The following is a 20,961-nucleotide window of genomic DNA, read 5'->3' on the forward strand; positions in this document are numbered from 1 at the left end:
ATCAGGTGTCCGTTATGGATCATTGGGCGAGCTTTTTTCTTCGATAGAATTGATTCAACGGCTTCAGGATCAATTCTGCACATGATTTCATCAGTTCTAATACAGACGCACATTTTCCCGTTTACCATAAAACATAAACCGCCAAACATTTTTTTCTCTACCACATCCGTCTGTCCTTCCATTAACTTCCGAACACGATCCAATAATTTATCATTAATAGCCATATGTTTGAAAGATATAAGATGAATTTCTAGAAATGTAAACTTATATAAAAAAAAAGGAATCAAATTCATGAAGAAAGTTATGTGTTTTTTTCTTTGTATAAGAAAGTGAATTCAAAGGTGGTTTGGGCAAGGGAAAGGTGATTCCCTATTGTTCCAGGGAAAACCACCGTGTCAGTGAGTCGGAATTGTTTTGGCAATGAAGTCGTAACGTATATGCCTTCATTCACGTATGTATCTACAAACCCACCCATCCGAGTTAGGCCAAACGTGGAGTTGCTCATGGGTAGGTTTTGATAAGAGAAAAAAGTTGGCGTTATTTTTTATATTTGAATCTAGGGAATATTGAAAGCAAAGGCAATAAACCAATAGTGAACCGAATTGTTTCTCCACTTTCAGTTAATGAAAATATGAATAACTGAAATAAAATCAAAAACAATACAAGAAATTCTGTATTTATGATTAGTGGCTTCGATCGGTTTTTTATAAGTTTCAACAATTGGCTGAATAAATAAATAAAACAAAGAAAACGTAGCGTATAGAAACAATATTTTATAAAACCTTCCGGTTGATAATTTAAAAGAGTATATTTAAAAGTAATGAAGTTATAAATATTTTTGATGATATGTTTTATGCTGTCCTGTGGATGTTTTTTTATATGATGTATAATGCAGGAAAGTAGGTAATTGCTGTTATCTCGGTGTTCGGCGGTGTTTATGTTTGGCCAACGTCCTTCCCTTGTTGGTTTTGCATCTACTTCAACTAAGTTTCGTTTAGGCATTACCTGTGGCCAGGCTCTTTGAATATTGAAACCAGAATGATTTGTCATCGTTAATTGTTTATGGTGTGTATATAGGTGGTAGTGAAATGGTAAGGTGATAAAAACTAATGGTAAAAATGGAATTACGTAACTTGAGATTTTATATTTTTTTTGTTTTAGAATGTAAACTACGAAAAGACAAATTAACAATGCTATTAAAATACCAAATGGTCTAAGCATATCCAACATTGATAGTAGGAAACCCAATAGTAGTAATTTTAAATGGGATATTTCTTTTTGAGTTTCTAAGTTTTTGCAAATAAGTATGGTGATGCATAAAAGTAAAGGGAATATTATATCGTATGATTGAGGATTGCCCTTGTGAATTCTTAAGGATGCGTAAAAAAAAGTGGCAGAGAATATGAAGCTGATAATAAGTTTAAGAATGTTTTTTCTGCGAAATAGAATGGGGATTGAAAATAAGGTAACAAAACTTGCTTGGTATATCCATTCTGTAACTATTCTAGTATCACCGAATACCTTAACGCTTAGATATTCTAAAATTGTTAGATTGATTGGAATTGGTATCATCAATTCCTTTAAAAATTTGAGATAACTTGGAAAATCTAGGTCCTTATATTCTTCCACCCCATATACATTCATCCATGAAATGACAGGTAGTGCTTTTTGGTTTGAGATTAGTAGTATAGCTCCAAAAAAAAATGCGAAATAGCAAAATTTAATCCAGAATTTTAGGATGCGAATTTTCGTCTTGTGTTGCCAGAAGTTGATCATTAAATTAGTTATAGATTTACTTCTTCCAAAAAGTTCAATGATATTTTTTGTGCCTCTGGTGAGTGAAAGGGGATTTGAAGGCGGTGATTTTTGTATATTCACTTGTTTGAATTAAATCCTCTTTTTCTTTCTCGCTAATGATCTTAAGATTTGGAAAAGTTGATAGTGCGGAATTACGTTTTGGTTTTTGTCTTAGTTGTTTCTGTTGGTCTGATAGAATTTGATTAACATTGAAATCTTTCTTCTTTTTTTCAAAGGGTTTGCAGAGGTTGATGATTGAAACGCCTCAGAGATTATTCTAAAGTCATGTTTGGTGGATACTTTTCACATATCAATTGTTTTGTTGTTTTGGCGGTGGTGGTTTACTTCTTCTCTACTAGGAAAAGAAGAATTTGTATACATTGTTCTATTTTGAGCTGTTAAGTAGCTATTATGCTTACATATCCAAACAAATCACTTCATACACTGTGATTGGTTTGGATTTTCCTTTGACGATGACTTTATCAATTTCTCTAATTTCAAAACCATCATCTAGTGAATATTTGCCTTCTATTTGTTTGTAGGTGGTCTCTGATATTAAAATCGGGCAATTATAATGTTTGGTTAATCCTTCAATCCTAGATGCTAAGTTTACATTGTCCCCGATGACAGTATAATCCAATCTACGGTCGGAGCCAATATTGCCAACGATTGCGTCTCCTGTATGGATTCCAATTCCCATATGTAATTTATCTTGTGGATGCATCATCTTTTGGTTTAACTTTTCTAATTCATGAATCATTGCCACCGCGGATTTAACGGCCCGTAGTGCATCATCATCCTGTTTGAATGGAGCACCAAATATGGTCATGATAGCATCACCAATAAATTTATCAATTGTACCATTAAATTGAAATATGACATCAGTCATACGAGATAGATATTCATTTAAAAACTGTACAACTTCTTCTGCTGATCGATTTTCTGAAAATTTGGTAAAAGACCGAATGTCAGAAAAAAGAATTGTTACTTCTTTGCTTTCTCCACCAGGTTCTAATTGTGCTTTGTTTTTGTAAAATTCGCTGACTAACTGTGAGGGAAGGTATCTTTCCATCATCTGTTTTGCATTTGCCTCTTTGACCATTTCAATATTAGAAACTGTTGTTACATAACCAATGGCAAGTATCATCCCGAGTCCTATCATCATGGGAAAAAAATCGACGGGATATCCTTCACCTAATCCAAGTGAAATCACGAGAAGAAAAACAAAGGCTAAAAAAGCACCATAAATTGTACCTATTTTTGAATGTCTGAGTAGGTTGAATTGGTAAACGAAAATCGCACTAATCATCGCGATAAAATAGATAACACCTTGGCCTCTTTGTATTGTTGGATCAAAAAATAACATTAGACCAATAATGAAATAATCTAATGTGATCGTAAAAAATTTCAAATAAGGTTTATATGAATATAAGTTTAGGAAAAGAAGCACAATCCCTGCGAATACAAAAACTAAAGTGTCCAATAAGAGAGTGATGAGAGTGGGTGTGACAATCGTATAGTTGATCACTTGGAAATATGATAAATAATCCAAAAGGGAGGCGATAGAGAAGATTACAAATCTAACGACTGCTACAGTTTTTTCGTTTTTCATCTCTCTCGAGATTAAAATTTCATCTACGATTGATTTTTTCATTTTATATCTCCAACGTGAAAAAGGTAAAAATACCATTTGGTTTCTTATGAATCTGCAAATTATATATGTTGGATTTAGAATGATCAGACCTTGGCCTTCTTCCCGCGTGTCCAGTAAAACCGAATGACACCGATACAAGCAAAGAAAGCGCAGACAAAAATCCCAGTAGTAGAAAAAATCCCAACAATATCTTTTGCGCTGAAAACTTCGATGGGATTTTTGCCGAATTGGGATACTAAGGGATTGAGGATTCCAACCCAGAGCACAAACACGAACATAAATGCGGCACCTCTCCCTGCCCAAAGGCGTATGATGGCAGGATTACCTGGTTCGATTTTCCCTCGGATGACGATATAGTCAACTAACAGGCCTAATGTCACTCCCAGAAATAACCCTTTGATTAGTCCCAATATTCCAGAGGCAGTGAGTAAGGAAAAAAATGACAGCACAACAAGGAAGAGGAATACAAGAAGGATTGTCAGGATGAATGGACCTCCGACTCGCGCAGCAGGCAGTGAGCCTGATCCCAATTCGATAGAAGAAAAGGCGCTGGCAAACCCACCAAGCCCTGCAATGACTTCAGCTCCCAATGAAAAGAGAATGCTGAGAATAAATACGAAAATCCAAAGTTTCTTGCGCATTCGCTGATTTTTATGATGAGGATGGTTTCTCGCAAGCACTTTGTGAAGGAAAGAATCTTTATGCAAACTGTTGTTTTATTTTTTGATCAATTGTTACTTACATACTTTCCTTGCCGCTTTGTAACATTGATTTTCTAGAATCATTCTGTTTCTTTGAAAAAATCTTTTTCTTTATAAATTCATCCCTAATTTGTTTAATCGAATTGCAGAATTTAAGAGACCTGTTAAAATTCTCCGATACTAGTTTTGAACTGGCAAAAGTTATGAAAAAAATTGTTCCTTTACTATTTCCAATCTTTCTTTTCACAAATTTATCTCTTCATAGTGAAACGATTCTACTCAAGTCGGGAGAAAAATGGGAAGGTTCCATCTTAGCCCAAGACAAAGATTCTGTGACGATCAAACTCGCAGACGGTAACACAAAAGTTCTTTCGAAATCGGTAATCCGAAAAGTTTCCTTTGCGAAAAAGACTGAATCCTCTTCTCCAAAAATCGAACCTCAAGTTTCGGAGAAGGATAAGAAAATCAAAGAAGAAAAAGAACTCGCAGAGAAACAAAAACTAGAAGAAGAAAATCTTAAAGCTAAGGAAGATAAACAAAAAAAGAGAGAGGAACAACTTTCCAATGCGAAACGTCATTATCTAGAAGGTTCCTTTGGGGTGGGAAACGGAGAAAGCCAATCGGAACTCCGTCCTTTCTTTCAAACCATTCAGGTTGCCGGTGTTCTATTTGGTGGTGGTCAAGCAGAAATGTTATCTACCCCATACAAAACCAAAAATCATAACGTTACCGCACGTTTGTTCTATGCATGGAACCGGTTTACCTTTGAATTCCGAGGAACGGAAGCAAAGGGCAATTTGGATGTCGGTGGATTTCAGACACTGTCTTACGGTGGAGGGGGTGGCTCTTCTTCCAGTTCAGACAATACAGCAAATGTTCTTCTCGGAAACGGAGAAACAAAATTCCAAAAAGTTTCTTCAAGGGTCGGTTTTACACCTTATCCTCATTCTTTGTTAGACCTGCAAATTCTAGGTGGGGTGGAGCGAATTTGGACAAAGACCAATCTAGAAGTAGATAGTCTCGGAGGGATTACCGCAACCGGGATCAATCCCAATCGAGTGAGTTATCGGGACACAAGCAATTCACTCAAAGGTTATAGTTTTGGAATTAGGTTTGAATGGAAATTTTTGGAAAGGTTCACCTTACAAGGACAGATTTTACATTTAGATATGCAGGGCCCATCTTCGCTTCGAAGCAACGAATTTCGATTGGATTCCTCTCCTTTTCGATATAGCCAATTTGGTTTGGACTATCAATGGAAATCGACAGGAACTGAAGTGAATGTGAAATTCTCCACGAAGATCAAAGGTGACTTCAGTTTATTTCTGGAAGCGAGCAACATGACTCTAAATAACAAATTGCAGTCAGGTTATATCACAGAAAACGAAGGAGGAGGAAATTCGGATCCGTCTGATATCTTTCTAAAAGTGTATGGACCTCAAATCTTAATTCCAATCTTATATGATTCGAAGACGATCTTGAGTTATGTTCAAGTAGGCGCCAATTATCGTTTTAACTTTTGAAATCACAAACTTGTTTGGATAATTTATCAATCCAAACAAGGATTCAAACTGAATCAAATATTTTCACTGATTGGAGATTTTAATAGAATATAAATTTGGTCACTTTTTCTTGTTAATTGGAAAAGGTTTCTCTTTCGACTCTCCATTTTTCTGCGGCCCTTAAAATTTCTTCCGCGAGCATGGCAAGTGCTGGTCCAGATTTTTTGCGATAACAGAGATAAAATTTTCTTTCTGTGTTCCATTCTGCAAATTTAATTTTTTGCAGTTTGGTGTTAATGGAATACTCTGATAAAAAACCGATTCCAAGTCCTGCTTCCAATGATTTGATAACAGATTCTACACTTCTTAATTCCATAGCAATATTAGATCCAAATTCTTTCGAAAAAGATTTGATCTTCTTCTCCACTGCCTTTCTAAGAGCAGAGCCTGGATGGAAAAATACAAAGGATTGTTTTTTTAGATCTTCGATTTTAATTTTCTTTTTAAGAAAGATTGGATGGTCCTTTGCTGCCACAGGAAAGATTTTATCAGATAAAAATTCCAGAATATTCAGGTTAGGCTCAGAAATGGGGCCAGTCAAAATCCCAAGGTCTACTTCTCCCTTTAATACAGCATCCTTAGTCTCCTTGGCATCTCCTTCTCTTACAGAAAGAGAAAGTCCTGGTCTTTTTATTAAAATTTCCTTTAAGGTTTGAGGTAGGATCCACGCAGAAACTGTTCCCCCTGCCGAAATAGAAAAGTTACCTTTTAGTTCCTTTTCCTTAGTAAAACCAATTTGTATTTCTTCCCATAATTCTTTCATTCGCACTGAATACTGATAGAATCTTTCACCTTCGTGTGTTAGTCGAACAGACCTTCCTCCTCTTTCCAAAACTGCGACTCCTAATTCCTTTTCCAAAAGAAAAATTTGTTTGGAGAGTGCAGGTTGTGTTAATCCCAACCTCGTTGCCGCTTTTTGGAAAGTACCTGAATCTGCAATTTCTAGAAAATAAACGATCTGTCTGAATTCCATATTTACTTATAACTTTTAGTTATATATTTTATAAAACCAATTTATTTGCATTATATCAATTAATTTGATATCTTTATTACCAAGAGGGAAATATGAGACAAACTCTATACGACAAAATTTGGGAAAGTCATCGGATCTTAGAGAATGCAGATTCTGAAACAATTTTATATGTGGATCGTCATATCCTCCATGAAGTGACTTCTGCCCAAGCATTCGAAGGATTAAGAACGAAGAATAGAGATGTGAGAAGGAAGGATCTTACCTTTGGAGTTGTGGATCATAATGTTTCCACAAGAGATCGTAAAAACAGAGATGCTGCAGGACCTGTCTCCCGATTGCAGATTGATACAATGGAGAAAAATTGCAAAGATTTTGGAATCCGTTTGTTTGGTCCAGAAGATCCCGAACAAGGGATCGTACATGTAGTTGGTCCTGAATTAGGATTTACCACTCCTGGATCTGTCATCGTATGCGGAGATTCTCATACAGCAACGCATGGAGCCTTTGGTGCATTGGCTTTTGGAATCGGTACCAGTGAAGTAGAACATGTGCTTGCGACACAAACCTTAAAACAAGCAAAAACAAAATCGATGTTAGTTCGATTTGTTGGTACACCTGGTTTTGGAATCACTGCAAAAGATGTAGTTCTTGCACTCATATCCAAGATGGGAACTGCAGGTGGAAGGGGTTACACTTTAGAATATTCAGGTGAATGGATTCGTTCTCTATCTATGGAAGGTCGAATGACACTTTGTAATATGAGTATCGAAGCTGGCGCAAGGGCAAGTCTCATTGCTCCAGACCAAATCACCTTTGATTATTTGAAAGATAGAAAGTTAGTCCCTAAAGGAAAAAGTTTTGAAGAGGCAGTCGAATACTGGAAGACATTTTTTACAGATAAAGATGCAGTTTTTGATGAGATGATTGAATTAGATATTTCTAATATAGAACCCCAGGTCACGTGGGGAACCAATCCATCTCAGACTTTACCCATCACAGGAGTTGTTCCAGGTCCATATGAATTCCAAGAGAAACGGGCCAGAGAAACGGCAGAGAACACCTTGGAATATATGGATTTAAAACCGGGAACCCCTATGTCAGAGATTAACATCGATAAGGTGTTCATTGGATCTTGTACCAATGCAAGGATAGAAGACTTACGATCAGCAGCAGAAGTTGCGAAAGGAAAAAAAGTCCATCCAAAAGTGCAAGCTTTGGTGGTTCCAGGTTCAGGTTCAGTCAAACGTCAGGCAGAACGAGAAGGTTTGGATCAAATTTTCAAAGAAGCTGGATTTGAATGGAGAGAGCCTGGTTGTTCCCTTTGTCTTGCGATGAATGATGATGTATTAAAACCGGGAGAAAGATGTGCATCCACTTCCAATCGTAATTTCGAAGGAAGACAGGGCAGAGGAGGAAGAACTCATTTAGTGAGTCCTTCGATGGCAGCAGCAGCCGCAGTAGCGGGAAAATTGATAGATGTGAGGAAATTAAAATGAATTCAAAAAAATGGACAATCCATACAGGAGTTCCTGTGTCAATCCCAAGAGAGGATATTGATACGGACCAAATACTTCCAAAACAATTTATGAAATTGATCGATAAAAAAGGTTTTGGAAAACATTTATTTTTTGATTGGAGGTATTTAGATTTAGAAGGAAAGATTCCTAATCCTGAATTTGTTTTGAACCAGGAAGAATTTAAAAATGCAAGTGTGCTCATCGCTGGAAAAAACTTCGGTTGCGGTTCGAGTAGAGAACATGCACCTTGGGCACTTTCTGATTTTGGGTTCCGTGCGATTTTGGCTCCTTCTTTTGCTGATATATTTTCTATCAATTCGGCAAAGAATGGGATTGCTCTTGTTCGTTTGAAAGAAGAAGAAATCCACTTTATCAATGAATGGGTTTCAAAAAATTTGGGATCTCAAATTCGAATCAATTTAGAAAATTTGGAAGTCCAAGCAGGAGACCAAACATTCCACTTCCATTTGGATTTTGCTTCTATCAATCGGATTCGAAACGGTTGGGATGATATCGATATCACTCTAAAAAATTCAAAAGAGATCTTGGAATTTGAACAGATCCGTAGAAAAGAAAAATCTTTTTTGGAAGTGTATTGGTAATCACATTGGATTGGTATGTTAGTTCATGCGAGAGGCTAGAAAGGGCGCGTAGCGGTCGCTTTGCGACCGAAGCCCTGGATAGCTCAGGCCCCAAGGAAACTATTTTGTATCGTGGTCAAAACGAAATTTGTATCATGATAAAATCTTTCGGGACTCGCCCTGAAGAGGTTGTCGATCCATCGTAAGGAGGGGGAGGGAATTCCAAAAGGAAAGTTTTACCTGTGCGCAGAATCACAAAATTTTTAGAAAGGGAGAAGGAGTTAATGGGACATAATCTGGACGTCAATCCACAAACCCCCGCCCGAGTTAGGGTGGAGGGGAGTGGCTCGTGGGAAGCAGGGCGATTTTTATCTACCACAAGTCTTTCGTTTAGGCAAAGTCTTTCCCAAAAACCAAGTTTTTATTCGAAAACTTTTCACCTTTTGGTATGGCTGGTTTTATGCTGACCTTAGTTCGGCGAGAACTGTTTGTAATGTATTGAGCCCCCAGTGTTCGATATATTTACCTTCTTGCAAACGTACAATATCAATGACATCAATTCTAATTTTTTTCTGAGTGGGAGCAATCCCCATGAGAACTCCTTCGTGAGTTCCTGTGATGGCTTTACGTGTTGTCACCTTATCTCCTTCGGCAACTTGTTCATAAATTTCTACGGTTAGATCGGGAAAGGCAGGTTTTAACACCGAACTGAACGTATTCCACATTGCATTCGAATCATTTGCATTTTCAGGTGCGGAACGATTGACGAAGTTTACGTGCATTAGTTCTTTAAAGCTAACTTCATTGCAGTTTTGAATGACTTCTTTGTTGAATCGTTTAACGATGTTTTTGTTTTTTTCTAAAACGTCCATAGATAATACTTTCCAACCAATTAAGTGGATTCAATCAAAAATCTGCGCATTTGCCATTTGTATAAACCTTCTTCTGGGCTAGGCCATTCGAATGGATGGTTTAAACTTTTTCATTTATTTCAAAAATTCGACTGAGAGAAGAGTCACATCATCCTCGAATTTCTCTGAACTTTGGTGTTCTTTTGCCATTTTTGTTAAAATTTCAAGAGAAGATTTTTCTTTCCAAAGTTCTTTTTGTTTGCTCCATTCCAAAAATCCAGAATCTCTAAACAAAGTTTGGTTTTTAGAGCGAACATCAAAGATCCCATCAGAAAATAAAAATAGTTTATCACCTAACGAAAAATTAACTTCGTTATTTTCTCCTTCCCATTTAGGAAGGATCCCTAGAGGTTTTCCTTTGCCTACCAAAGGCGAAACTTTATCTTTTGACCCGAAATAAATATCTTCATGGCCTGCTTTAGACCAAATTATTTTGTGATGTTTCGAATCTAAAACTACGGCAACAGCAGTGACAAATAAACCGGCTGTGTTTCCAAATAAATAAGTGTTTAGACATTCCAAACAGGCAGAGGGGTTGTTTTTAGGTGTATCTGGAAGTTGTAGTACAAAGTGTAACATTGCAGATATCATACCTGCTGCAAAACCATGTCCTGAAACATCCGCTAGGAATAAAAAAGTTTTTCCTTCACCTAATTCTTGTACAATGTAGTAATCACCTGCAATTCCATCACTAGGCAGGAATTTTAATTCGGTAGAGATCAAAGTATGATCATATTGTAACTCAGGCAAAAGTTTTTTTTGAATTCGGATACCACGGGTTAGTTCTTCCCTGAGATAAAATTCTTTTTCCTTTAAACGTAACGCATTTCGAATCACACTCAAAAGTTCTGATTCTAAAAATGGTTTGGATAAATAAATATCTGCTCCTTCTCCATGAACTTCTTTTCTTGTGGTTTCGTCTGCTTTGGCAGTGAGTAAAATGATCGGAAGAGAGTGGAGGTGTTCTTTTTTTCGGATTTCACGAATTAAATCAAGTCCACTTAAGTTTGGCATCATTAAGTCGGTAATGACTAAATCTGGAGATTCGGATAATACAGTTTCGAGTCCCGCCAAACCATCTGCCGCAACCAAAACATGAAAACCTACTCGAGTTAAAATTGATCCTAAATAAGAGCGTAAATCGGGATTATCTTCGACTATCAGTAGTTTAATGTTGTTTTTGGTATTGATTGTTTCTGGAAATATTGGTGGATGTGTTACCTCTTCTGGTATATATTCATGTCGGGTAGGGAAGTAACGTTGGATATTTGTTTGTTGTTCTATATTGTGATTTTCGCATAAAGGCAAAGTAAAATAAAAATGTGAACCTTTGCCCAGTTCGCTTTCTACACCAACTTTTCCCCCATGGAGTTCCACTAATTCCTTTACTAAGGCCAGGCCTAAACCTGTTCCTTCTTGTTCCCTTGTGAGTGATGCTTCGCTGATTCCAAATCGAGAAAACAATCTTCGGATTTGGCTTTCTTCCATTCCAATCCCAGAATCTCGAACAGAAACAATGGCTTCGTTTTCTTTTCTTTGTAATTCCAACCGGATCTTTCCACCCTCTCCTGTAAATTTAATCGAGTTAGAAAGGTAATTGAAAATACATTTGTCAATTTGTTCAGGGTCTACATTGACAAATAAAGTTTCTTCACATAATGCGAGTTCGAAACTTATATTTTTTCTTTTTACGTAAGCTGTAAAATTTTCGGAAATTTGAATTAAAAAATCACCTAACGGAAGTGAAATTTTTCGAAGTTCCATTCTACCTGATGTAATTTTTTGTAAATCAAGAAGTTGGTTCACCAAACGAGTGAGACGTCTTGATTGGTTTACGATGACTTTCACTTCTGAAGGAGATAGGCCTTCTGAACGCTTTAGCGCAGATTCAGAAGGTCCTGCAATTAATGTAAGAGGGGTTCTTAATTCATGAGATATGTTTTGGAAAAATGCGGTTTGGGCTTTGTTTTCTATTTCTAAAGAATCCTCAGCAATGTTTGCTGCCAGGGTAAAGTAATAAGCAAAACCTGCATGAAATAGAGTAGAGAATATGATGTTGGATACATTGATGAGTGCAAGAAAATTCGGTGTCCAATGGTAAATTGGCGGATACGACATTGAATAATAATAAGTAGAAGCAAAGAGTAAACAACCGATGACAATACTTCCAAATTTGAGAAAGTTTTTTCCAGGAGGTAGGAGAAAGATACCCGTTGCAAAAAGCATCATATAATACTGGTAACCTGCCCCCCATCCAAAAAAATACGTTGCCGCTAAAGCATGGAGAAAGACCTCTGAAAAACAAAGATACAAAGAAGTGAATAAATATTTTTTGCGGTTGATCCAGATTGTAAACGCAAACCAAATCACACTTCCTAGATTAAAGAGTGCCATTTCCAAAGTGCCAACAGCACTAAAGAAAAAAATGAAAGCAAAGTGGATGAGACCGGCTAAAACATAAATGGAGTTGGTTGCGACGTAATACCTTTGGTAGCGGAGTTCTACGTTAGCTGGAGATTGAAACAAGGAGCGAACAAATGTTAAAAATTGGGCCATTCGATGCCAAATAAACCAGGTGTCAGAAGAAAAGTCAAGAAAAGCTCTAAAGGTTTCCTGAATTCAAATGGCTTGTTGTTTCTGATTCCCAATCCACCTGAATCAGCAAATTTTCCATTTGTTGAAAACTTGGCGGAATTGGACTGACTTCAAATCTATTATTATTAAATATATTATTTCCTAAATTTGTTTTCTTCTGAATTTGTCTTTGCAGATAGATGAATCGATACCGAACTTTGGGAGTCTTTGGATTTTCGTTTTTTAGTTGAGTTGTTAAGAACTTTGGTTAGAATTTGACAGGAAAAAGGTTAAGAGCTTTTACAAAAGTTTCATTGAAATTGGTAATTAATTTTTAAATTAATTATACGTGAAATATAAAGAAGGAGTCAAAATTTGTTTCAACATCTAGGTTCTATTTTTTCTGTCCTTATTTCTCTTCTGACTCTATTTTGTCAGGTAACTTCGCATCAAGTAAAACCCTACACATCTGACAAAATCACTGAAAGTGTTCCTCTTTCTCCACAACCGAAACATTGGGTGGAATTGAAAGTTGTCAAAGTGGCTGATTGGGAAGCTTCTCTTGCTGGACTTTTGGATCTGGATGATCCAAAGGCTAAGATGGCTGGATTAAAGGATCGTTTAGAACCTATTTCTATATACTTTTATGTCATCAAACATCCTATATACGGAACGTATTTGATTGATTCAGGGATAGGAGAAAGCTTCTCTAAGGGTGAGGCAGGAGCTTACGTAAGTTCCATTGTGGAATCTCAGATGAACTTGAAGCGCTTAAAAGTTTACGAAACAACAAATGTGTATCTTTCTAAAAACAAAATTGATCTAAAGGGAGTTTTTTATACTCATTTGCATTTGGATCATGTGTTGGGTGCTTATGAATTGGATCGATCTGTTCCATTTTATGTTGGGCCTGGGGAAGTGACAACGCACCAGTTTATTAATTTATTTGTACAAGGTTCCACGAATCGTTTGTTAGGAGAAAATCCAAACTTGCTTCAACTTGATTTAAAAAAAAATCAAATTAGAGTTTTGGATTTTTTTGGAGACCAAAGTTTTTTTGTCATCGCTGTTCCAGGTCATACCCCTGGTAGTTTGGCTTTTTTTATCCCGACGAAAGATGGTTCTCATTTGATTCTGGGTGATTCTTGTCATACGGAATGGGGTTGGAAAGAATCTGTTGTTCCAGGGGCATTTACCACTGATGCAAAACTCAACCGTAAAAGTTTAGAATTTTTGAAAAAATTGGCAGAGACAAACAAACCAAAGTTTGTGTATCCAGGCCACCAGGAAAGAATTCTTAATCAAAAATAAGAATCAGTCTTTTGGTCATTGTTTGGCCCCCTAATGGAAATTAAACTATGAATTTAATATAGAAATTAAAGAATATTAAACTTTTACTTTACATGAAATATTAATAAAACCAAACTTTGTCAGCAATGTTTCGACTTTTGGCAGGTTTGGTTTTTCTTTTTATTGGTGTTAGTCCTCTCTTGGCGTCACCTTCACAGTCCCGGTATTCCACTATTTTGAAAAGCGGGGTCGGTGAGTATCCGTTAGGTTTTCATATGGAAATTCTAACACTTCCGCCGAATGAAAATTTAACTTTTGAGGAAGTGCGAAAATCAAATCGTTTTAATGAGAGTAAGTCTCTGTCCCCCAATTTCGGTTTTACAAAAAATATATATTGGGTTCGGTTCGAAGTACAAAATGAAGCAAATGAACGTGATTGGTTCATTCATGTTTCCTATCCTTTGTTGGATAAAATAGATTTTTATGAACAAAAAGATAAAACCTGGAAACAAACGGTAACTGGAGATTCTTATGTATTTTCTCAAAGGCCTTTAGAAGAAAAAAGTTTTATTTTCCCAGTCAAACTCCAAACTAAAAAAAGTAATATATATTATTTTCGGTTCGAAAGTGAAGGGACGGTACAATTTCCCATCACTTTGTATTCGCATGAACGATTTCTAAAACTCAAAGAAAAAGAAAATTTATCTCTTGGGATTTATTATGGAATTTTATTCGTTCTCGTCATTTATAATTTAATCCTTTTGTTTATGTTACGGGATTTAGGGTATTTGTATTACCTTTTGTACATTAGTTTATATGGATTGTCACAATCAGTATTGAATGGTTTGGCGTTTCAGATTTTTTGGCCAAATTCGCCGTATTGGGCAAACGTAAGTTTACCCTTTGTGGGAGGTTTTTCTTTATTTTGGGGTCTTCAATTCACAAGGAGTTTTTTAAATACAAAAAAAAATACTCCTACTTGGGATAAAATTATTTTTATCTTAATGGGGATGATGTTATTTCTAATGTTATCCTCTTTCATCTTTTCCTATTATGTGAATATTTATTTATTAGCATCCTTAGTCATGTCTTTTGCCGTATCGGTTTTTCTTGTAGCTGTTGTTTGCTGGGACAAGGGATACAAACCGGCAAGGTATTTTTTAATCGCGTGGGTGGCACTTCTATTTGGTGTAGGGATCTATTCTCTAAAAGGATTTGGAATATTACCTGCAAACATTGTGACCGAATATGGCTTACAAGCAGGTTCTGCGATCGAGATGTGTTTGTTATCTTTGGGTCTTGCTTATAAAATCAAACTTGCTAATTCCGAAAAGAACAAAGCAGAAAGACGGATGGTCACATACAAGGCCAAATTGCAAGATGCAAAACTTGTTTCTTCTAGGTTAGAGGTGGAATTATTAAAAAACAACATACATCCGCATTTTTTACTAAATTCAATCAATGCGACCATCATTTGGTTGGATGAAGACCCAGAAACGGCAAAACAATTATTAACTGCTTTGTCTGATGAATTGAGAGCCATTTTAAAATTAACTAATCGAAAAACTATTTCCATAAACGAAGAAGTTGGAATATGTAAACGTTACTTAGAAATCATGAGTTTACGGAAAGAATCGAAATTTGAATTCAAAACAGAAGGTGTGAGTTCTAAAGATATAATTCCACCTATTGTTTTATTGACATTAGTGGAAAACGGTGTGACCCACGGTTACCAAGGAAAAAATTCGGGAACGTTTACTCTAAAGAAAAAGAAAGATAAAAACAAAACCAAATACATTTTGTTCAATGATGGTTTACCAACAACAAAATCGGATTCATTAGGAACAGGGATCAAATACATAAAGTCCAGGTTGCAGGAGGCCTTTCCAAATAAGTGGGATTTTAATTCCAAGGTCGTAATGGGAGGTTGGGAAAATACAATCACACTAATGGAATAAACAGTGCCACTGGCACCGATATAGTGCGTTTCGCTCCAGTATCTTTGCAATTTTTTTTATCTTCATTATCTTAACCAAAAGGATAAAAAGATGAATACAAAAATATTAACAATCACCTCTCTTCTGTTTGCTGCAAATATTAGTTTTGCAGATCCTGTGAATAAAAAAGATGATAAACCTCTTATCACTCAAGTTCCAGAGGAAACAACAAAGACCAATTCAGAATTAGAAAAATATTATGCAAAACTAAAATATCCGCCTGGTTTTTATGAAGGAGCTTTTTTGATCAGTTTTATGGGAGGAGGGACACTTGCACCCAGTGGATCTTTTATTAGCCATGAAAAAAACTATGATAGCACTTTACAATATAAGATTGTAACAAAAGAAGTAAGCCAGGATTATTACCCTCAAGGATTGATTCGAAATGACCAACCTGGATTGTATTTTAAACCTACATACACTCCTGGTGTTGCTTCTCAGTTTGATTTTGAATATGGATGGAAAGAAAAAATTGGGCTTGGATTTACTGTCATGCAAAATTCTATGAAAGCAAAAAGACAAGATGTAATCCCGGGTTTATCATATTACAAAGAATATGTGGATCCTTTTCCAAGAGAGCGAACGATTTATCGGGGAAATTCGATGAGTTTCCTTGCTACCTACCATCCCATTCCAAAAAACTTTTTTGATCCATATCTTGCGGCAAGGGCAGGTGTTGTTTCCTTTACAGGCGAAGCCCATTCAGGAAATTCACATGATAGATTTGTTTATAGCAATCAAATCACAAGTGGAATTGGGAGTATTGTAGGATTGGGTGCTGGTCTTAATATTTATTTGGGACGTTATTTTGGAATTAAGGCGGAAGTTGATTATTATCGAGAGTTTTTAAAGGCTGACCAATTTTCAATGCGTACACTAAATTCTTATCAAGCAATGGTAGGAGTATTTGTCAATTTATCAAATGTTCAATATCGACTGGAACAGTATTAGAAGCAGGTTTTAGGTTTTGAGAATTTTAATCGTAGAGGACGAAACTGTAGCGGCAAGAGGATTGGAGCGTATTTTGCGTGAAGTTCTTGGATCTAGGATTTCGTCCTTACGTATTGAAAAAACTCTGATTGGTTCTCAATGTTTCATTCAGGAAAATGAAATTGATCTTTTGTTTTTGGATCTAAATTTGGATGGTGACATCGGTTTTGAATTGCTAAAAGAAACTTCTGCTGCCTCTTTTTTGACGATCATCACTTCGGGAAATACGGCAGAAGCAATCCAAGCTTTTGAGTATGGCGTTCTCGATTTTGTGCCCAAACCAATTCATAAAGAAAGAATTACGAAAGCACTAGGTAAGTTTCAAACTAACAATGGGCAAACAAAAACAAAGTATCTTGGTGTAAAACAAGATCACAGTTTGTCGTTAGTTGCAATTAAGGACATTCTGTATGTACAATCCTTTGACAAACGAGTTAAAGTTTATCAAAAAAATGGAGAGATGATCGTACACAACAAAAGTCTTGAATCTCTATTAAAGGTTTTACCGACATATTTTTCCAGAATCCATAGATCGTTCATTGTGAATGAAAAACATATCAAAACCATTATTACTTCCGCAGGAGGTTCTTACCATGTGGAATTAAAAACTGGAACCAAACTCAAAATGGGTAGAGAGTTTTATAAGGAATTAAAATCCAAGTTATCGTTCCATTGGAAGGGTTAAGAATTTGAAGTTTATTCCATCCTTTCGTAGATACCTCGTTCAATTTTGATCGAGTTGGTTTTTAAAAAATCTGGCATTACAAATCCTTGTTTTTTGTATTCTAAGAAGACCATTTCCTTTGCTCTCTCTAAACATTGTTTGTCTTTCCAGATGGCAATGGTCACAAATTGGATCATCCCGTTTTCCTCTCGGATAAACACCTGATCTTCACAAAATCCTTCTAAAGATTTGATAAAATCACGATTGATTTTGGCTCTTTCTAAAAATGCTACTTTGGATTCAATAGGCAATTGGAATCGATCGATTAGAATTTGGTTCATGGTTTCCTCTGATTTGGATTGTATCCTTTATATTACAGGGAATTGGATTTCTAAACTTGTAAAAAATCAGAAAAGGGGTTGGATTACCAATTTTGCGGTTGTTGGAAAAAAAGTTTTGGTGATTCTCCTGTGAAAAGTTTGAATTCTTTATTAAAATGCGACTGGTCAAAATAACCAGCTTCTTGAGCAAGATTTGTCAAATTGGTTTCTTTTGAATATGACCTGATCAGAGTGTGAATTCGAAGAAGGTTCGCATATTGTTTTGGAGTGGTTCCAATTGTATCTTTGAATTTTTTTTCAAGTGAATCGAGACTAATGGGTAATCCTTGTTTGATATCGTTCATTTTAATTTGTCCTTTTGACAAATTAATTTTCTGAAGAGTTGTGTTAATACTTGGATCAATTCTTCTGTTTTTTTTGATTTGAATTAAAAAATTTTCAACTAACAGAATACATTCTTCATTTGACTTTGCAAAAAATAATTGTTCTTCCAAAGTTTCTAACAAACGATTGGAAATGAGATTTTTTAAACCGATCGTTTTTCCAGAAAATTCAGAAATAGGTTCTCCGAAAAAAACTGATGCACCGATTCCCGAAAGAATGACTAACAAGGCAGATGAATTTTCTGGATAGAGGATCTTTCTTGCCGTTTTTCTGAGGCCTGCAATCCCTTGCCGAGGCAAATCATAAACCGAATTTGATTCGAATGAACGAAGGTTCCCTCGTAGTTGAAAGGATAAAACTAAGTTTGGGTTAGGTAAGATACGATTTTCATTCCCATCTTTTGATTCGATGATGAGATATTTTTGCACAAAGGGAAGTAAAACAGCGGTCGGAAAATAGGTAAATATCTTCATTCTTAGCAATGGGAGTGCAAACGATCCTTTCAAAGGTTAGAATTTTTCTCCCCAGATGACAAGAAGATTTTACGTGGTTCTACGCAAGCGAATCCAGTGCAAGTGAACATAAGTTTCCATAACAAAATAGAATCTATCGAATGATTCGGCATAAGACCTTGGAAATTTCTTTCGTTTGACAATTTATCTGTGCCTTCTTATTTTTATCTCCAAAAGAGTCCGACCAAATTGAAACCATCTCTAACAACAGTTTTATTTTTCTTTGGATGTTTCGTTGGCTCCTTATTTTTATCCTGCAAATTTCCAAATTTAGAGAATGGTTGTGATCCTAAATCGGAATCCTTTCGAGATCTTTACTTAGCAAGGATCCTTGTGGACGACGATCGAGAGTTCTGTGGTTCTCGGGCACCGAATCGGTCCATCTGTGAAATGGATCCACTGGCCATCATCCAACCCAGGCGATGGAAATATGTTTCAGAAGAGATTCGAAAACAAATCTCACTTGGGTCAACGGGAGTTTCCTTCAGTAGTTTTACTCCTCCTTATGCAGGCACAGCAAAGTGGTTAGGTGGAGTTCTTAGCGATAACCAAAAAATATATTCAGCGCCATACAATCAATCCGATGTTCTCGTGATCAATCCTTTGACAAATGAAACCTCTACTATGGCTACAGGGGCAACAGGCGCAGCTCAATGGGAAGGAGGTGTTTATGCTCCCAATGGAAAAATTTATTTTATACCGAGGGATGCTGATTCCATTCTTGTGGTTGATCCATTCAACAACCGAACTTATTTTTTACCTTCTCCAGAATTGGGGCTTGGGAAATGGAGAGGGGGAGTGCTTGCACCCAATGGATTGATTTATGGAATTCCTATGAGTTCCAAAAAAATTCTTGTGATTAACCCACAAACGGATGCTATTCGGACGATTCCTTCTCCGCTTACTCTTACGAATATGTGGGAAGGTGCTGTCCTGGCCCCCAATGGTAAAATTTATGCCTTTCCAGTCGATATCGATTATATTTTTGTATTGGATCCTTTTTCTGAAAAAAGTTATGTGATCCCAAGTCCAAAAACCGGTCTTGGAAAGTGGAGGCACGGAGTCCTTGCACCTAACGGAAAAATATTCGGTATTCCTTCCAACGATACCGAATTTTTGATCATTGATCCCAATTCTGATGTTTTGAATTTATGGGTTTCTCCTGTCGTCGCTTCGGCAAAATGGAGGGGTGGCATTCTGGCAGCCGATGGAAGGATCTATACAATACCTGCTGATATCACCGATTTCATTGCATTTGATCCAGATACGTTTGTTTCCACAACGTACAATTCAGGTATTGCCGGTGGAAACAAATGGGGTGATGCAGTTTTGTCACCTAACGGAAAAATATATACAATACCACATACAGAAAATCAAATATTCGTCATTGATCCGGGCACTAATGGGAAGATCTGTGGCAATTTGTTACGAAGTAGTTACTGGAATGTGTATTAATATACTGAAACTTGAATCTTTCTAAATTTCAATTGACACTTAGTTTTTAACATCTATAAATTGGTATGCGATGGAAAGCATCTGAATTTTGGAAAAATGCATCTCCAAATGAATTATTAGATTTCTTTCAATCTGTAGAACAGGGAACCGACTTAAAATCTTTAGCTGACCATATGATGGCAGAAGAAGAGTTTTGTGATTTGGTTTTCGAATACCTTTGGCTTCTTCGTTCCGAAGAAGGTTCACGACGTTTCTTAAATGACGAAAACCTAACACCAGAACTTCTAATGAAGTTTATTTATTTTGGATATGGAAAACAATTTTTAACCGGAAATTTTGATTCCAATTCTTACTTTTTACAAATTAGATCTCTTTTTGATTCTGCACAAAGTTTGCGAATTTTATCTCTTGCAGAGGAAATGGACCGAGATCCAACTCTAAAAATTCATCTATTGTCAAATTTAGATCCACAAACATGGGAAGCTTATTTTGATATATTAGAACAAAATAATATGACAATGCAAGCCTTGCTTGGTATTTTTTCTAATCTTAGAGAAAATGAAATTAGAAAAATACTTTTGAATAGTCATACACTGTATTATTACTTAAGAATGATGATGGTATCTGGCAAAAAAAAAATAGCTGAACAATCTCCTAAAGAAAAAGAAAATCGAATTCGATTGGAGTCGATTTTGGATTCCATACATATTTGGGAAACATTTTGCCAACAATTGCGTGAACAATTTGATTTTCAATCAGAAGGGAAACTTGCACCGAATAAAAGGAATCCCGATCGTTTATCTCTTGTTCTGCGAGAATTAAAAAAACTCCCTTCTCCGGACCGTCCGGATGTTTTGGCTTACTTGAGTGGAAATGGGGCTGTTCTTGATGATTGGGAGGAAACGACTATCCTTTCGGCACTTGCAAACTATGATCGGGTGGGAAAATACTTTTAACCTTAGAATTTAAAACCATTCCAATTGATTGGTTTTTACTCGAATTTTCCATTTTTTAGAAAATTTCTTTTTTTTCTTCTAATTCAAAGTATCTTTTTTAAA

The 20,961-nt window shown here is 36.2% G+C and carries 19 protein-coding genes (1 of these 19 running past the window's edge); 9 read left to right on the forward strand and 10 right to left on the reverse strand.

All coding sequences use genetic code 11. The features are described 5' to 3' along the window. The 5 genes from EHQ47_RS05630 to EHQ47_RS05650 form a co-directional block, all read right to left on the reverse strand. On the reverse strand, positions 1–287 hold the 5' portion of the coding sequence (locus tag EHQ47_RS05630) for a TfoX/Sxy family protein (protein WP_244290234.1). 139 nt of this gene lie to the left of the window's left edge; 287 of the gene's 426 nt are visible here — the first part of the coding sequence; the start codon lies at positions 285–287; its stop codon lies off the left edge, out of view. A gap of 14 nt (positions 288–301) precedes the next feature. Further along, the gene (locus EHQ47_RS05635) at positions 302–505 is read right to left on the reverse strand and encodes a hypothetical protein (RefSeq protein ID WP_135776741.1); all 204 of its coding nucleotides are present in this window, start codon (positions 503–505) and stop codon (positions 302–304) included. Positions 506–537: 32 nt separating this feature from the next. Continuing rightward, positions 538–1,878 (reverse strand): hypothetical protein, encoded by a 1,341-nt coding sequence (locus EHQ47_RS05640; RefSeq protein WP_135776742.1) that lies wholly within the window; start codon positions 1,876–1,878, stop codon positions 538–540. A 334-nt stretch (positions 1,879–2,212) separates the two neighbouring features. Further along, entirely contained in the window at positions 2,213–3,451 is a 1,239-nt protein-coding gene (locus EHQ47_RS05645; RefSeq protein WP_135747776.1) for an adenylate/guanylate cyclase domain-containing protein, read from the reverse strand. 83 nt (positions 3,452–3,534) lie between these two features. Beyond that, positions 3,535–4,092: a hypothetical protein gene (locus EHQ47_RS05650; protein ID WP_135747777.1), complete on the reverse strand. Its 558-nt coding sequence runs from the start codon at positions 4,090–4,092 to the stop codon at positions 3,535–3,537. 263 nt (positions 4,093–4,355) lie between these two features. Between EHQ47_RS05650 and EHQ47_RS05655 the strand changes: the two genes are divergently transcribed. Next, positions 4,356–5,675, forward strand: a complete 1,320-nt coding sequence (locus EHQ47_RS05655; RefSeq protein WP_135747778.1) for an LA_0442/LA_0875 N-terminal domain-containing protein — start codon at positions 4,356–4,358, stop codon at positions 5,673–5,675. 112 nt (positions 5,676–5,787) lie between these two features. Here EHQ47_RS05655 and EHQ47_RS05660 read toward each other — a convergent pair whose 3' ends face one another. Next, on the reverse strand, positions 5,788–6,687 hold the full coding sequence (locus EHQ47_RS05660; protein ID WP_135750006.1) for a LysR family transcriptional regulator: 900 nt from the start codon (positions 6,685–6,687) through the stop codon (positions 5,788–5,790). A gap of 92 nt (positions 6,688–6,779) precedes the next feature. On the opposite strand from EHQ47_RS05660, the gene leuC reads away from it, so the two are divergent. Together leuC and leuD are read left to right on the forward strand one after the other, a co-directional pair. Further along, positions 6,780–8,183, forward strand: a complete 1,404-nt coding sequence (gene leuC, locus EHQ47_RS05665) for a 3-isopropylmalate dehydratase large subunit (protein ID WP_135748938.1) — start codon at positions 6,780–6,782, stop codon at positions 8,181–8,183. Further along, a complete protein-coding gene (leuD, locus tag EHQ47_RS05670) occupies positions 8,180–8,806 on the forward strand; it encodes a 3-isopropylmalate dehydratase small subunit (protein WP_135748939.1) in 627 nt (208 codons plus the stop codon). The genes leuC and leuD overlap by 4 nt, the downstream gene beginning before the upstream one ends. A 437-nt stretch (positions 8,807–9,243) precedes the next feature. Here leuD and EHQ47_RS05675 read toward each other — a convergent pair whose 3' ends face one another. Both EHQ47_RS05675 and EHQ47_RS05680 read right to left on the reverse strand, forming a co-directional pair. Continuing rightward, positions 9,244–9,657 carry an ester cyclase gene (locus EHQ47_RS05675; protein ID WP_135748940.1) on the reverse strand — a complete coding sequence of 138 codons (414 nt, stop codon included), beginning with the start codon at positions 9,655–9,657 and terminating at the stop codon, positions 9,244–9,246. Between the two features lie 114 nt (positions 9,658–9,771). Further along, the gene (locus EHQ47_RS05680) at positions 9,772–12,252 is read right to left on the reverse strand and encodes a SpoIIE family protein phosphatase (RefSeq protein WP_135776743.1); all 2,481 of its coding nucleotides are present in this window, start codon (positions 12,250–12,252) and stop codon (positions 9,772–9,774) included. Positions 12,253–12,645: 393 nt separating this feature from the next. Between EHQ47_RS05680 and EHQ47_RS05685 the strand changes: the two genes are divergently transcribed. The 4 genes from EHQ47_RS05685 to EHQ47_RS05700 all read left to right on the forward strand — a co-directional run bounded on the left by EHQ47_RS05685 (position 12,646) and on the right by EHQ47_RS05700 (position 17,232). Beyond that, positions 12,646–13,581, forward strand: a complete 936-nt coding sequence (locus EHQ47_RS05685) for an MBL fold metallo-hydrolase (protein ID WP_135776744.1) — start codon at positions 12,646–12,648, stop codon at positions 13,579–13,581. Positions 13,582–13,706: 125 nt separating this feature from the next. Beyond that, on the forward strand, positions 13,707–15,518 hold the full coding sequence (locus EHQ47_RS05690; RefSeq protein WP_135750005.1) for a 7TM diverse intracellular signaling domain-containing protein: 1,812 nt from the start codon (positions 13,707–13,709) through the stop codon (positions 15,516–15,518). A gap of 90 nt (positions 15,519–15,608) precedes the next feature. After that, positions 15,609–16,508 (forward strand): hypothetical protein, encoded by a 900-nt coding sequence (locus EHQ47_RS05695; RefSeq protein ID WP_135747157.1) that lies wholly within the window; start codon positions 15,609–15,611, stop codon positions 16,506–16,508. Between the two features lie 16 nt (positions 16,509–16,524). Next, a complete protein-coding gene (locus EHQ47_RS05700) occupies positions 16,525–17,232 on the forward strand; it encodes a LytR/AlgR family response regulator transcription factor (RefSeq protein WP_135776745.1) in 708 nt (235 codons plus the stop codon). Between the two features lie 11 nt (positions 17,233–17,243). On the opposite strand, the gene EHQ47_RS05705 is transcribed toward EHQ47_RS05700, so the two are convergent. Together EHQ47_RS05705 and EHQ47_RS05710 are read right to left on the reverse strand one after the other, a co-directional pair. Continuing rightward, on the reverse strand, positions 17,244–17,552 hold the full coding sequence (locus EHQ47_RS05705) for an antibiotic biosynthesis monooxygenase (RefSeq protein ID WP_135776746.1): 309 nt from the start codon (positions 17,550–17,552) through the stop codon (positions 17,244–17,246). An 83-nt stretch (positions 17,553–17,635) separates the two neighbouring features. Beyond that, entirely contained in the window at positions 17,636–18,409 is a 774-nt protein-coding gene (locus EHQ47_RS05710) for a helix-turn-helix domain-containing protein (RefSeq protein WP_135776747.1), read from the reverse strand. A 228-nt stretch (positions 18,410–18,637) separates the two neighbouring features. On the opposite strand from EHQ47_RS05710, the gene EHQ47_RS05715 reads away from it, so the two are divergent. After that, complete coding sequence (locus EHQ47_RS05715; RefSeq protein ID WP_238838366.1) at positions 18,638–19,903, forward strand: NHL repeat-containing protein; 1,266 nt, start codon at positions 18,638–18,640, stop codon at positions 19,901–19,903. Positions 19,904–19,968: 65 nt separating this feature from the next. Further along, complete coding sequence (locus EHQ47_RS05720) at positions 19,969–20,859, forward strand: LBF_1199 family protein (protein WP_135750004.1); 891 nt, start codon at positions 19,969–19,971, stop codon at positions 20,857–20,859. Positions 20,860–20,961 lie beyond the last annotated feature (102 nt).

Origin of the sequence: Leptospira bourretii, from assembly GCF_004770145.1 — a bacterium.
Classification (GTDB): Bacteria; Spirochaetota; Leptospiria; order Leptospirales; family Leptospiraceae; genus Leptospira_A; species Leptospira_A bourretii.

Bases quoted from the DNA above. Each gene is read 5' to 3' on its own strand.
- EHQ47_RS05690 (WP_135750005.1), top strand. From the start codon at position 13,707: ATGTTTCGACTTTTGGCAGGTTTGGTTTTTCTTTTTATTGGTGTTAGT.
- EHQ47_RS05680 (WP_135776743.1), bottom strand. From the start codon at position 12,252: ATGGCCCAATTTTTAACATTTGTTCGCTCCTTGTTTCAATCTCCAGCT.
- EHQ47_RS05635 (WP_135776741.1), bottom strand. From the start codon at position 505: ATGAGCAACTCCACGTTTGGCCTAACTCGGATGGGTGGGTTTGTAGAT.
- EHQ47_RS05675 (WP_135748940.1), bottom strand. From the start codon at position 9,657: ATGGACGTTTTAGAAAAAAACAAAAACATCGTTAAACGATTCAACAAA.
- EHQ47_RS05710 (WP_135776747.1), bottom strand. From the start codon at position 18,409: ATGAAGATATTTACCTATTTTCCGACCGCTGTTTTACTTCCCTTTGTG.
- EHQ47_RS05655 (WP_135747778.1), top strand. From the start codon at position 4,356: ATGAAAAAAATTGTTCCTTTACTATTTCCAATCTTTCTTTTCACAAAT.
- leuC (WP_135748938.1), top strand. From the start codon at position 6,780: ATGAGACAAACTCTATACGACAAAATTTGGGAAAGTCATCGGATCTTA.
- EHQ47_RS05645 (WP_135747776.1), bottom strand. From the start codon at position 3,451: ATGAAAAAATCAATCGTAGATGAAATTTTAATCTCGAGAGAGATGAAA.
- EHQ47_RS05720 (WP_135750004.1), top strand. From the start codon at position 19,969: ATGCGATGGAAAGCATCTGAATTTTGGAAAAATGCATCTCCAAATGAA.
- leuD (WP_135748939.1), top strand. From the start codon at position 8,180: ATGAATTCAAAAAAATGGACAATCCATACAGGAGTTCCTGTGTCAATC.
- EHQ47_RS05660 (WP_135750006.1), bottom strand. From the start codon at position 6,687: ATGGAATTCAGACAGATCGTTTATTTTCTAGAAATTGCAGATTCAGGT.
- EHQ47_RS05650 (WP_135747777.1), bottom strand. From the start codon at position 4,092: ATGCGCAAGAAACTTTGGATTTTCGTATTTATTCTCAGCATTCTCTTT.
- EHQ47_RS05695 (WP_135747157.1), top strand. From the start codon at position 15,609: ATGAATACAAAAATATTAACAATCACCTCTCTTCTGTTTGCTGCAAAT.
- EHQ47_RS05705 (WP_135776746.1), bottom strand. From the start codon at position 17,552: ATGAACCAAATTCTAATCGATCGATTCCAATTGCCTATTGAATCCAAA.